This window comes from uncultured Veillonella sp. (genome assembly GCF_963534045.1).
Taxonomy (GTDB): Bacteria; Bacillota; Negativicutes; order Veillonellales; family Veillonellaceae; genus Veillonella.
Genome location: NZ_CAUSQT010000012.1, coordinates 1 through 11961 on the forward strand (window position 1 = coordinate 1; position 11961 = coordinate 11961).

The following is an 11961-nucleotide window of genomic DNA, read 5'->3' on the forward strand; positions in this document are numbered from 1 at the left end:
CTAAAGCTGGTTGGGGCAACGATATTAAACAATCCTATCAAGTAGGTGCTCAATACGAAGTAAAACCTAACATTGATTTGAATGTTTATTATGGTTATGACAAATATAGTGTAAACGATAATGACAAAACTTCCAAAGGCTTACATGCTGGCGTAGGTTACACATTCTAATCATAATAGAGCAAGTAAAACCACTCATCTTGGATGGGTGGTTTTTTTGTACGTATTCATGTATACAATATTTTTCATTAATACTCATTGTATAAATGCTTAACTTTAGGTATGATATTGTTGTAATAGTTCTTTTTAGTTAGGATGGTGTATGCGATGACAAGTGTAGCAGCGAAACACGCAAGAGGAAAAAAATTAAAAGATGTAATCTTTGTAACTGCAGGACAGGCGGCGGAAGATACAAAATTAAATGGTCGTGAAAATGTAGTAAATGGTACTTTGGGTGCTATTTATGATGAAGAAGGTAATTTAGTATTCTTAAAAACTGTAAAAGAAGAATATTTAAATTTATCTGACACCGAACATATTGGCTATGCCCCTATTGCAGGGATTCCACAATATTTGGAATGTGCAGAAAAAGAATGCTTTGGCGATTCTCGTCCTGACGGCTTTATTCGTAGTATTGCTACCTCTGGTGGTACAGGTGGCATTCATCATTTGGTACATAATTATACTGAACCTGGTGATGAAGTATTAACTGCAGATTGGTACTGGGGTGCATACCGCATTATTTGCAGTGATAATGGACGTACACTTGTTACATACTCTTTATTTGATGAACATAATAACTTTAACCATGATGCATTCCAACATCGTGTTAAGGAATTAGCTGCTAAACAAACAAATGTTGTTATCTTATTTAATACACCAGGTAATAATCCTACAGGATATTCTGTAGAGGATAAGGACTGGGATTCTATTCTTAATTTCTTGAAAGAATTAGTTGCTATTGGTCGCAATAACGTCATCATTGGTATCGATGTGGCTTATTTGGATTATTCTGGTGAAAAAGAAGAAGTCCGCGCATTCTTTAAAAAGATGGGGCACTTGCCAAAAGAAATTTTAGTTTGCGTATGTTATAGCTTATCTAAGGGCTTTACAATGTATGGTCAACGCGTTGGTGCTATGATTGGTATTTCTTCTGATGAAGAAATTGCTGATGAATTTTTAGAAGTGAATAAATCGACTAGTCGTGCAACATGGTCCAATATTTGTCGTCCAGCAATGCGCGCTATGGCAAATATCGTTTCTGATCCTGATAAATTTAAGGCTTATGAGGACGAACGTAATTGTTATTATCAATTGATTCGCGATCGTGCAGACATCTTTAAACAAGAGGCAGCACAAGTAGGTTTACCTATGTTGCCATATCGTGGTGGGTTCTTTATAACCATACCAACTGATTCCGGTACCGCTATATGCGAAGAACTTAAAAAAGAACATATTTATTGTATCGCTCTAGGCAATGGTATTCGTATCGCTGCATGTGGTATCCCTAAATTCCAAATGAAGGGATTAGCAGGAAAAATCTATGATGCTATGAAGCGATTAGGGAAATTATAAAAAGATGAATTTAAAAAGGCACTTCAAATTTGAAGTGCCTTTTAGTCTTAGTGAATATCTTTATGTTCTTTAATATCTTGGTCAGCTTCTTTAGCTAAATCTTCTAGAGCTCGTTTAGGAGCAGTTCGTTCACCCGTTTTAGGATCGACGAATTCAACGCGATCTAAGGTGTCTGTGATTTGCCCCTTAATAAAGCCTAAGTAGATGTTATATAGTTCTTTCTTTTCTGCTAATTCTTCTGGTGTTAGTTCTTGACCAGATTTTTTCTTAGCTGCTAGTTCATTTATACGTTTTAGTGTATCGTTTATATTACTCATAGTTGCCTCCTGTATTCTATATTAGAATAACATGATTTATTATAACATAGAACTTAATGAATACGTATGGTAAGATATAAATTGTACGAGTTCGTACTTTCACAAGTGAGAAAGGAGTTTATCGTGCGTGTTACGAAAGCAATTAAGGCAGAACAATTAGCATTATTAGAAGAACATTATTTTGATGCTAAACCTGCTCTTGAATACACAAATGAATTTGAATTATTAGTCGCTGTTGTGTTATCTGCACAGTGCACAGATGAGAGGGTTAACATTGTTACAAAACGATTGTTCCCTGCATTAAATCATCCTGCTAAGATGCTAGAAATTGGTGTTACAAAACTAGAAACTCTTATCAAGGATTGTGGTTTGTATAAATCGAAGGCAAAGAATTTGATTGCCACTTGCCATATACTGGTAGAACAATATCATGGAGAAGTGCCACGTGAATTTGATCAGCTCGTTGAATTACCCGGTGTAGGTCGAAAAACGGCAAACGTTGTGGTATCCGTATTATTCGGAACACCAGCTATTGCGGTGGATACACATGTGTTCCGCGTAGCAAACCGATTGAAATTAGGCATTGCAAAAACGCCAGAAGAAATGGAACAAAAGTTACAAAAGGCTATACCAAAAGAGAAGTGGTCTGCAGCCCATCATTGGCTAATTTATCATGGACGACGCGTTTGTAAGGCCCGTAAGCCTCTATGTGAAACATGTTTCTTAAATCATCTTTGTCCGTCAGCAGGAAAGGTTTAATATGAAAAAGAATAATGAAGAATTTATTGCTCTTTGTGCCCAATATGGCATAGAAGGTATTGATATCGTTAACGAATTAATGCGTTTTAAAGTATTAGATCAATTGCTCTCCAGCAATGCGAATTCTCGTGAATGGGGTGTTACACCAGAGGATTTGTATGGATTAGCAGAAAAGTCTACGGTTGAATCCTTTGGACCTATTCCATATGATGTGAATACATTTCGTGCATTGTATGGACCATCCTTTACGGTAGAGCTCTTTGATTTTATTAGTGATACGGGCATTTTAGATGGCCTTGATGTGGGCACTATATGGGAAACCCCTGTACGTGAAAGTATAGAAGCTCATAGCAAAACGGGGGAACTCGTCTTATATGCGTATGTAGAAGAATATGCTGGCATGATAGAAGAAATCTTGCAATCCTATGAGGATAAAAAGGTGGTACTTTATACAGCATCTCCTGTATGCTATAGCATTATCTCTCGATTATATCCAATGGCTCAAATTATTAATCAATGGCCTCATCGTAGCTATTTTGACCATATCTTTACAGGTACTGTTGGTATGTTCCAATCCTCTGAAGATATTGTAGAAGAGGTTGCTAATGGTTTGCATAATTTGGTTCCAGAAGGGACTGCTCAATTGTTCTTACCAGCAACGATGGCACAAAATCAATTGGGATTGAATAATATGGCATTACAATTCTTTTTGAACCAAAAACGTGTAGAATCTATTCGTGAATGGACTCCTCTAGGGGCTTATGAAATCATTTATGGTAAATATGATGTTAAAAAGATGCGCGTAGGCCTTCGTGAACGGGTTGGTGACGAATGGAAAGCTATTAATTATATTCCATTACCTCATGGTGTCTTTGCTCAATTACCAGTATTTACCGTACTAAATTATGGTTTGTCTCTACGCTCTATTTTATTGCCGGGTGGTCAAACTGATGTAGCCTTAGGGCAGGATGGCATTTATTGTATAGATAGTCGTGTTTCAGAACTAGGACGTGCGGCACTTCGTGAAAATGGAGCGTATTACTTAGCTTTTACCCGCTATAGTGACCATGTAGAGGTGTCTATGGGTACAGAAGCACCTAGTACGGGTGTATATTGGATGTTCCCTGATGTAGAATTGGCATATATGTGGTATACATATTTCTCTAGCACAATTGGGCAAACCTTAATGCAAGAGATTTCTATGCTCGTTCAAACAGAAGAATCCTTCGGCTATATGCTTAGCAGCGTACGTCGCCGTGTACTCGATGTAAATGATGAATCGCTACTAGTTAATGCGGCCAAAAATATTGATGAAGCGTATAAAGAGACTATCAAATCTGCACGAGCATCATGGCAAGAAAATATGAATTCTTTGGGTGCTGACGTAATGCCTCCGACGACATCCATCGATATTGAAGACTACAGTGACTATAAAAAATAATTGTCAATATAGGTAATTTGGTTTACAATATATCGTATCGATTTAGAACTACATAATTTGACACATAGTGTACACTGTAATTAGGTGAGGAGGGAGGTAACAATGGCTGTTATTAATTTCGAAATTTTCAAAGTTATCGGCACATTATCAGAAGATAAAGATGGCTGGAAAAAACAACTTACATGCACAAGCTGGGGGAAATATAATCCTAAATTTGATCTTCGTGCTTGGGATAGCGAATATACAAGTATGAAAAAAGGGATTACTCTTTCCTTGGAAGAATTGATTGCATTACGCGATCTTTTGAATGAAAGTGATTTAGAAACTATCTTAGCGGAAGCAATTGAAGAAAAACAGGCTTCTAAAGAGTAGTTTCTTGATTTGTACGCATTATCGTGCTATAATCTATAAGAATAATATTGATTGCTGGAAAGAGGTGTATAGAATGAAACAAGGTATTCATCCAGACTATAAAGAAGCTACAGTTACTTGCGGTTGTGGTAACACATTCAAAACTGGCTCTGTAAAAGAAGACCTTCGTGTAGACGTTTGCTCCAAATGCCATCCGTTCTTCACTGGTCAACAACGTGCGGCTCAAGCTCGTGGTCGTATCGAACAATTTAACAAACGTTACGGTAAATAATAGTTTATGTAGCGAAACAACTATTGGCAGGGCTTTGGGCTCTGCCTCTATTTGTTTATGAAAGGAAATCCTTTGGCAAAAGAACGTATTAAGAAGTTCGTTGGTGGACAAGCTGTCATTGAAGGCGTCATGATGCGTGGCCCAGGATATACGGCGACAGCTGTACGTGAGCCTTCCGGTTCTATCGTGGTGCAAAAGGAAGCCACCACGTCCATTCAAGAGCGATATCCTATATTAAAGAAACCTTTTTTACGAGGCTGTATAGCCTTATATGAATCTCTTGTTATCGGTATGAAGGCCTTGTCCTTCTCTGCGAAAGCGGCTGGTGATGAAGAGGAAGAAATGTCGAATAGTGAAATTGCCATTACCATGGTATTTTCCACACTATTTGCAATCGCTTTATTTGTGGCCCTTCCTACATTTGTAGTTAAATTTATTCCTGGTATTCAAGATAATCACTTTATTTTGAACCTGGTTGAAGGTGCTATTCGATTGGCTTTGTTTTTGCTCTATATATGGGGTATTGGTCAAACTAAGGATATACAACGTGTATTCCAATACCATGGAGCAGAGCATAAAACCATTCATGCTTATGAAAATGATCTACCTTTGACCGTAGAAAATGTGCGTGCTCAATCTCGTTTACATCCGAGATGCGGGACTAATTTTCTACTCATTGTAATGGTAGTTAGTATATTTGTATTTGCCTTTTTAGGTTGGCCTAATTTGCTAGAGCGCATTGTGTCACGTGTTTTACTGATGCCCGTTGTAGCAGGTATTGCCTATGAATGTATTCGTTTTGCAGGACGTAGTGAAAGCTCCTTTGTAAAATCTTTCGTTAAACCGGGCTTGGCGTTGCAATATATGACAACCCGTGAACCAGAAGCAGATCAAATCGAAGTGGCTATTCGTGCTCTAGAAGAGGTGCGTCCTCCAGAAGAAGATTCTTATGAAGATGAAACATATTAAGATTGAGGTTATATATGTTAGTAGATAAATTACAAGTTATTGAAGATAAATTTATGGATCTAGAGCAACGCATCAGTGACCCTGAAGTCATTGCGCGTCAAGATGAATGGCGTAAACTAACACGTCAACATGCCCAATTATCTGAAACTGTAGAAGCTTTTAGAGAATATAAAAAGGTGTTAGCTGGTATTGATGAAGCCATGGAAGTCATTGAAGACAAAACGATGGATGAAGAATTCCGTGAAATGGCTCAAGAAGAATTGAAAGAATTAAAACCTCAAAAAGAGGAATTAGAAGAAAAATTACAAATTCTTTTATTACCAAAAGACCCTAACGATGATAAAAATATTATCATCGAAATTCGCGGTGGCGCTGGTGGCGATGAAGCGGCATTGTTTGCAGGCGACTTATTCCGTATGTATACTAAATATGCTGAAAGCCAAGGGTGGCGTTGTGAAATTATCGATGCTAATGAACCTGAACTAGGCGGTTTTAAAGAGGTTGTATTCTCTGTAGATGGTGAGAATGTATATTCCAAGATGAAATTTGAATCTGGTGTACATCGTGTACAACGGGTTCCAGCTACAGAAACGCAGGGCCGTGTACATACATCTACGGTTACTGTGGCAGTACTTCCTGAAATGGAAGATGTTGATATTGAAATCAATGATAAGGATTTGAAAATCGATACATATCGCGCTAGTGGTGCCGGTGGTCAGCATATTAATAAAACAGAATCTGCTGTCCGTATTACCCACTTACCAACAGGTATTGTCGTAGCTTGTCAGGATCAACGTTCTCAGCTACAAAACAGAGAAAAAGCGATGCGCGTATTGCGTGCAAAATTGCAAGATAAAGCCGAACAAGAGGCTACAGCTAGCATGGCCGCAGACCGCAAGAGCCAAGTTGGTACAGGTGATCGTAGTGAACGTATTCGTACCTATAACTACCCACAAGGCCGCGTAACAGATCATCGTATCAATTTAACATTGTATAAATTAGATGCTATTTTGAATGGCGATCTCGATGAAATTATTCAAGCCTTAAATGCCGCTGATCAAGCAGCTAAAATGCAGGAGGCTAATACAAATGTATAAGGAGATTTGGACGATTGGTCGTATTCTCCAGTGGACAGAGCAGTACTTTCAAAGCAAGGGGATGGATACACCTCGTCTTGATGGGGAAGTACTGCTTTCTCACGTTTTAGGGAAGAATCGTATATATCTATATACGAATTATGATCAACCATTAGAGCAAGAAGAACTGGATAGATTTAGGCCGCTTGTCATTGAACGGGCTAAAGGACATTCTGTAGCATCTTTAACGGGAACAAAAGACTTTATGGGATTGACATTTGCTGTAAATGATAAGGTCCTCATTCCTCGTCCCGATACAGAAACATTAGTAGAATACGTATTAAGTTCCTATCATCAACAAGACTCTATTCGAATCCTTGATATGTGTACGGGCCCTGGTACTATTTTACTAAGCCTCTTGCATTATCTGCCTACAGCAACGGGGATGGGCCTTGATATTTCTCGTGATGCACTTGAAATAGCCACAAAGAATCAAGAAGCATTTAATCTCGGAAATCGTAGCGAATTTCACGAATCGGATATGTTTTCTTATTTAGAACATCATAATGAGTTGTTTGATGTGATCGTATCTAATCCGCCGTATATTCGATTAGAAGATAAGAAAATCCTGTCTCCTGATGTACTTAATGAGCCTCATATTGCATTATTTGGTGGTGAAGATGGACTTGATTTCTATCGTCAGTTAGCTATGGAGTGCGTTACATATCTAAAACCTTATGGACTTGTGGCCTTTGAGGTAGGATATGATCAGGCTGAAGATGTAAAATCTTTACTGGAGTCTGTTGGGTCCTATGTAGATATATCTTTTGCAGCAGATTTAGCGGGCATTAATCGAGTTGTAACGGCTCGCGTGAAGGGGTGAGAATGTGGAGACTAAAATCATTACCGAGCATACAAGAGATAATCTTCAATTAGTTGCACATGCGTTGCGTCATGGTGATGTTGTAGCAATTCCTACGGAAACTGTATATGGCCTTGGTGCTAATGGCCTCGATGCAGATGCAATGGATAAAATTTATGCTGCTAAAGGTCGTCCTTCAGATAATCCATTAATATTACATGTACCCAATGCGGAAAGTATTAAACCGCTTGTGAAAGAAATACCTGAAACAGCAAAGGCTTTGATTGAGGCTTTTTGGCCGGGTCCTTTAACAATTACATTGCCTAAATCCGATCTCGTGCCTGACCGTGCAACTGGTGGGTTAGCTCGCGTGGCATTACGTTGTCCAGACCACGCTGTATGTCGTAACATATTAGAAATGGCCGGTGTGCCCATCGCGGCGCCTAGTGCTAATATTTCAGGCCGTCCAAGCCCAACTACGGCACAATCCGTTTATGATGATATGAATGGACGTATCCCGTATATTGTGGATGCTGGAATCTGTACGATCGGTGTGGAATCTACTGTTGTAGAGGTTCGAAATGATGGAGTGACAATTTTACGGCCTGGTGGAATTACAAAAGAAATGTTAGAACAAGTTGTGGATAATGTGTCCTATGATCCATTTTTATCGTCTCAAAATGAAGCGCCAAAGGCTCCGGGTATGAAGTATAAGCATTATGCTCCCGATGCACCTATGCGTGCATTTATAGGTAATCCCAAGGATGTGGCGGAAGCTTTCAATAATGTAATTCATGAACAGGACACTAAGCGTGGTGCATTTTTGGTTAGCCAAGAAACATATGAATTGTTAAAAGATAGTGTACACGGTGAATTTCATGTATATGGACATAGTGGTGATGCGGTTGCCTTAGCTCACGATTTTTACAAGACATTACATCATTTTAATGAATGTGATGTAGACTATATTTTAGCAGAAGGTGTTGAGAATACAGGCCTCGGCGTAGCGGTTATGAATCGCATGGAAAAGGCGTGTGCTGGTCATATTATCTATTTATAAGCAATTAGGTAATATTTATTATGTCCATTCATAATAGAAAAATGTCTTTACATATTGGATGTATTTGCTATAATGTATAAATAGCCACAGAAATTGTGGCGGTAAGGATGTCATTATGAATATTTTGTATGTATGTACTGGTAATACCTGTCGTAGCCCAATGGCAGAAGGTATTACGCGGACCTTGGCAACAGAGCTTGGTCTAGATGTGAATGTAGTTTCTGCTGGATTATTTGCTGCTTATGGTGCCAAACCTACAGAAGAAGCTGTGATTGCGATTCAATCTATTGCCGATATTTCTGGCCATGAATCAAGACCTCTTACAATGGAGCTTGTCAATTCAGCGGATTTGATTATTGGTATGACACAAGATCATAAATCTGTGTTACTTCGTCAATTTCCTTTTGAAGTAGCTAAAATCAAAACCCTTGCTGAATGGGGGCATGGTGCAGGAGATGTGGTAGATCCTTTCGGTTCAAATCAAGACGTGTATAATCAATGTGCTGAGCAAATTTATAATTTGGTGAAAGCTGGATTAGTAGCATCAAAAGAATAGGAGATAGAGCTATGAAAATTGCTATTGGTTGTGATCATGGTGGATTACATTTAAAACAAGAAATTAAGGAATTATTGTCTACATTAGGCCATGAAGTGGAAGATTTTGGTACACATAGTACAGAATCTTGTGATTATCCCGATATTGCTGAACCAGTGGCACATGCCGTTGTAGATGGTGCAGCAGATCGAGGTATCTTAATCTGTGGTACAGGCATTGGGATTGGTATTGCAGCCAACAAAATTGCAGGTGTACGTGCAGCGCTTTGCCACGATACATTTTCCGCACATGCAAGTCGCGAACATAATAATGCCAATATTCTTACGATGGGGGAACGCGTTATTGGACCGGGACTTGCAAAGGATATTGTTACGATTTGGCTTAATACAGAATTTGAAGGCGGACGTCACGCGCGTCGTGTAGAAAAAATTTCTGCTCTTGAAAAATAATACATCTTTATTCAATTAGTTATCACATTATATTTACATATGTTTCAAGGAGGATTCCCATGAGTTTCTTAGCAAAACAAGACCCTAATGTTAAAGCAGTTATCGATCAAGAATTAATGCGTCAACGCGATAAATTAGAAATGATCGCTTCTGAAAATATCGTATCCCAAGCCGTTATGGAAGCTCAAGGTAGTGTATTGACTAATAAATACGCTGAAGGCTACCCTGGCAAACGTTATTATGGTGGTTGCGAACATGTGGACGTAGTAGAAACATTGGCTATTGAACGCGCTAAACGTTTATTTGGTGCAGAACATGCAAATGTACAACCACATTCTGGGTCTCAAGCTAACTTTGCTGTATATTTTGCTATGTTAAAACCTGGTGACACTATTGTTGGTATGAACTTGTCCCATGGTGGTCACTTAACACATGGTTCTCCTGTTAACGTATCTGGTACATATTTCAATGTTGTTCCTTACGGTGTTAATGCAGAAACTCAACAAATCGACTATGATGAATTCCGCAAAATCGTATTAGAAGCAAAACCTAAATTGATCATTGCTGGGGGCAGTGCTTACAGCCGTCAAATCGACTTCAAGAAAATGGCTGATGTAGCTCATGAAGCAGGGGCGATTTTCATGGTAGATATGGCTCACTTTGCTGGCCTTGTAGCTGCTGGTTTACATCCAAATCCAGTAGAATATGCAGATATCGTTACAACTACAACACATAAAACATTGCGTGGCCCTCGTGGCGGTATGATTTTGTGCAAAGAAGAATATGCAAAAGCTATTGATAAAGCTGTATTCCCTGGTATCCAAGGTGGTCCTTTGATGCATGTTATCGCTGCAAAAGCTGTTGCATTAGGTGAAGCATTACAACCAGAATTTAAAGAATATGCTGAACAAGTTATTAAAAATGCAAAAGTATTGGCTGCTGAATTGATGGCTAAAGGTTTGACTATCGTTTCTGGTGGTACAGATACACATGTTATGCTTGTAGATGTGCGCAACACAGGTTTGACTGGTAAAGAAGCAGAACATCTTCTTGATGAAATCGGTATCACAGCTAATAAAAATACAATTCCATTTGATCCAGCTAGTCCATTTGTAACTAGTGGTGTTCGTTTAGGTACACCTGCATTGACTACACGTGGTCTTAAAGAAGACGATATGAAAGAAATTGCAGATATTATTGCTACAGTACTTCAAAACCCAGAAGATGCAGTAAAACATCAAGATGCTGCAAAACGCGTAGCTGCATTATGTGAAAAATATCCTTTATATCCTAACTTATAATTTATAGGTATTGGTATAGTAAGAACCCAAAAGGGTGAGTAAGAGTTTTTCTTGCTCACCCTTTTTATGTTGTAGTGGTCATATTTATATGGCAGGATTTGTAAATATGTGATAGAGTATGTATGAATAGTAAAAGGCCGAAATAATGATTTCGGATTCGGATTGTTTTTATAGGGGGCATAATCATGAACGTTAATGTTATGACACATCCATTGATTCATCATAAGGTTACATTGATGCGTGATGTACAAACAGGTTCAAAAGATTTCCGCGAATTATTAGATGAAATTACATTGTTGATGGGCTATGAAATTACACGTAATTTGCCATTAGAAGATGTTGAAGTGCAAACACCATTGACTAAGATGACAGGTAAACGCATTGCCGGTAAGAAATTAGGTATTATTCCAATTCTGCGTGCTGGTCTTGGCATGGTAAATGGCATGCTTAGCTTGATTCCAACAGCTAAGGTTGGTCATGTCGGTTTATATCGTGATCCAGAAACGTTAAAACCAGTAGAATATTATTGCAAATTACCTAGTGACGTAGGCGAACGCGATTTCATCGTTACAGATCCAATGTTAGCTACTGGTGGTAGTGCATCTGCAGCGATTACGTTATTGAAAGAGAAAGGTGCAAAGAGCATTAAATTGATGTGCCTTGTAGCAGCTCCTGAAGGTGTAGAGGTTGTTAATAAAGAACATCCTGATGTACCTATTTATGTAGCCGCTCTTGATGAAACATTGAATGAACATGGCTATATCTTGCCTGGTTTAGGTGATGCAGGGGACCGTATTTTCGGTACAAAATAATTACGACAGACTTATGATAGACATATATCTATAAATACGATGTAAAAGACGCCCGAAAGGGCGTTTTTTACTTGAATAAAGTTGTAATAAGGTATAAAATAATCATGTAGAAGTATTTTTTATTCTAGGTGGGACTAATTTT

15 protein-coding genes are annotated in these 11961 nt (G+C 38.5%); 14 read left to right on the forward strand and 1 reads right to left on the reverse strand.

The features are described 5' to 3' along the window. Both RYP29_RS03545 and RYP29_RS03550 read left to right on the forward strand, forming a co-directional pair. The coding region (locus tag RYP29_RS03545) for an opacity family porin (protein WP_399553310.1) at window positions 1-170 on the forward strand (170 nt) is incomplete at its 5' end. A 156-nt stretch (window positions 171-326) separates the two neighbouring features. Next, window positions 327-1574 carry an aminotransferase class I/II-fold pyridoxal phosphate-dependent enzyme gene (locus RYP29_RS03550; RefSeq protein WP_311532260.1) on the forward strand — a complete coding sequence of 416 codons (1248 nt, stop codon included), beginning with the start codon at window positions 327-329 and terminating at the stop codon, window positions 1572-1574. Window positions 1575-1621: 47 nt separating this feature from the next. Here the strand turns inward: RYP29_RS03550 and RYP29_RS03555 are convergent, their stop codons facing one another. Next, window positions 1622-1891 (reverse strand): DUF896 domain-containing protein, encoded by a 270-nt coding sequence (locus tag RYP29_RS03555; protein ID WP_311532261.1) that lies wholly within the window; start codon window positions 1889-1891, stop codon window positions 1622-1624. 123 nt (window positions 1892-2014) lie between these two features. On the opposite strand from RYP29_RS03555, the gene nth reads away from it, so the two are divergent. From nth to upp, 12 genes are all read left to right on the forward strand, one after another. After that, entirely contained in the window at window positions 2015-2650 is a 636-nt protein-coding gene (gene nth, locus RYP29_RS03560) for an endonuclease III (RefSeq protein WP_205096985.1), read from the forward strand. A gap of 1 nt (window position 2651) precedes the next feature. Next, on the forward strand, window positions 2652-4091 hold the full coding sequence (locus tag RYP29_RS03565) for a hypothetical protein (RefSeq protein ID WP_311532264.1): 1440 nt from the start codon (window positions 2652-2654) through the stop codon (window positions 4089-4091). Window positions 4092-4193: 102 nt separating this feature from the next. Continuing rightward, window positions 4194-4463: a YdbC family protein gene (locus RYP29_RS03570; RefSeq protein WP_005376370.1), complete on the forward strand. Its 270-nt coding sequence runs from the start codon at window positions 4194-4196 to the stop codon at window positions 4461-4463. A gap of 73 nt (window positions 4464-4536) precedes the next feature. Continuing rightward, a complete protein-coding gene (gene rpmE, locus RYP29_RS03575; RefSeq protein ID WP_004696185.1) occupies window positions 4537-4734 on the forward strand; it encodes a 50S ribosomal protein L31 in 198 nt (65 codons plus the stop codon). 57 nt (window positions 4735-4791) lie between these two features. Further along, a complete protein-coding gene (locus RYP29_RS03580; protein WP_311532301.1) occupies window positions 4792-5703 on the forward strand; it encodes a DUF1385 domain-containing protein in 912 nt (303 codons plus the stop codon). Between the two features lie 14 nt (window positions 5704-5717). After that, the gene (prfA, locus tag RYP29_RS03585) at window positions 5718-6800 is read left to right on the forward strand and encodes a peptide chain release factor 1 (protein ID WP_005376124.1); all 1083 of its coding nucleotides are present in this window, start codon (window positions 5718-5720) and stop codon (window positions 6798-6800) included. After that, on the forward strand, window positions 6793-7662 hold the full coding sequence (gene prmC / locus RYP29_RS03590) for a peptide chain release factor N(5)-glutamine methyltransferase (protein ID WP_311532266.1): 870 nt from the start codon (window positions 6793-6795) through the stop codon (window positions 7660-7662). The genes prfA and prmC overlap by 8 nt, the downstream gene beginning before the upstream one ends. Window positions 7663-7666: 4 nt before the next feature. Beyond that, the gene (locus RYP29_RS03595; protein WP_311532268.1) at window positions 7667-8701 is read left to right on the forward strand and encodes an L-threonylcarbamoyladenylate synthase; all 1035 of its coding nucleotides are present in this window, start codon (window positions 7667-7669) and stop codon (window positions 8699-8701) included. Between the two features lie 115 nt (window positions 8702-8816). Next, entirely contained in the window at window positions 8817-9257 is a 441-nt protein-coding gene (locus RYP29_RS03600; RefSeq protein WP_009661038.1) for a low molecular weight protein arginine phosphatase, read from the forward strand. Between the two features lie 11 nt (window positions 9258-9268). After that, window positions 9269-9706: a ribose 5-phosphate isomerase B gene (gene rpiB / locus RYP29_RS03605; RefSeq protein WP_005376273.1), complete on the forward strand. Its 438-nt coding sequence runs from the start codon at window positions 9269-9271 to the stop codon at window positions 9704-9706. A gap of 59 nt (window positions 9707-9765) precedes the next feature. Then, window positions 9766-11007 (forward strand): serine hydroxymethyltransferase, encoded by a 1242-nt coding sequence (gene glyA, locus RYP29_RS03610; RefSeq protein WP_311532272.1) that lies wholly within the window; start codon window positions 9766-9768, stop codon window positions 11005-11007. A 185-nt stretch (window positions 11008-11192) separates the two neighbouring features. Continuing rightward, window positions 11193-11819, forward strand: a complete 627-nt coding sequence (gene upp, locus RYP29_RS03615) for a uracil phosphoribosyltransferase (RefSeq protein ID WP_005376354.1) — start codon at window positions 11193-11195, stop codon at window positions 11817-11819. Window positions 11820-11961 lie beyond the last annotated feature (142 nt).

Bases quoted from the DNA above. Each gene is read 5' to 3' on its own strand.
- RYP29_RS03550 (WP_311532260.1), top strand. From the start codon at position 327: ATGACAAGTGTAGCAGCGAAACACGCAAGAGGAAAAAAATTAAAAGAT.
- RYP29_RS03555 (WP_311532261.1), bottom strand. From the start codon at position 1,891: ATGAGTAATATAAACGATACACTAAAACGTATAAATGAACTAGCAGCT.
- RYP29_RS03565 (WP_311532264.1), top strand. From the start codon at position 2,652: ATGAAAAAGAATAATGAAGAATTTATTGCTCTTTGTGCCCAATATGGC.
- RYP29_RS03570 (WP_005376370.1), top strand. From the start codon at position 4,194: ATGGCTGTTATTAATTTCGAAATTTTCAAAGTTATCGGCACATTATCA.
- rpmE (WP_004696185.1), top strand. From the start codon at position 4,537: ATGAAACAAGGTATTCATCCAGACTATAAAGAAGCTACAGTTACTTGC.
- RYP29_RS03580 (WP_311532301.1), top strand. From the start codon at position 4,792: ATGAAAGGAAATCCTTTGGCAAAAGAACGTATTAAGAAGTTCGTTGGT.
- prfA (WP_005376124.1), top strand. From the start codon at position 5,718: ATGTTAGTAGATAAATTACAAGTTATTGAAGATAAATTTATGGATCTA.
- prmC (WP_311532266.1), top strand. From the start codon at position 6,793: ATGTATAAGGAGATTTGGACGATTGGTCGTATTCTCCAGTGGACAGAG.
- RYP29_RS03600 (WP_009661038.1), top strand. From the start codon at position 8,817: ATGAATATTTTGTATGTATGTACTGGTAATACCTGTCGTAGCCCAATG.
- rpiB (WP_005376273.1), top strand. From the start codon at position 9,269: ATGAAAATTGCTATTGGTTGTGATCATGGTGGATTACATTTAAAACAA.
- glyA (WP_311532272.1), top strand. From the start codon at position 9,766: ATGAGTTTCTTAGCAAAACAAGACCCTAATGTTAAAGCAGTTATCGAT.
- upp (WP_005376354.1), top strand. From the start codon at position 11,193: ATGAACGTTAATGTTATGACACATCCATTGATTCATCATAAGGTTACA.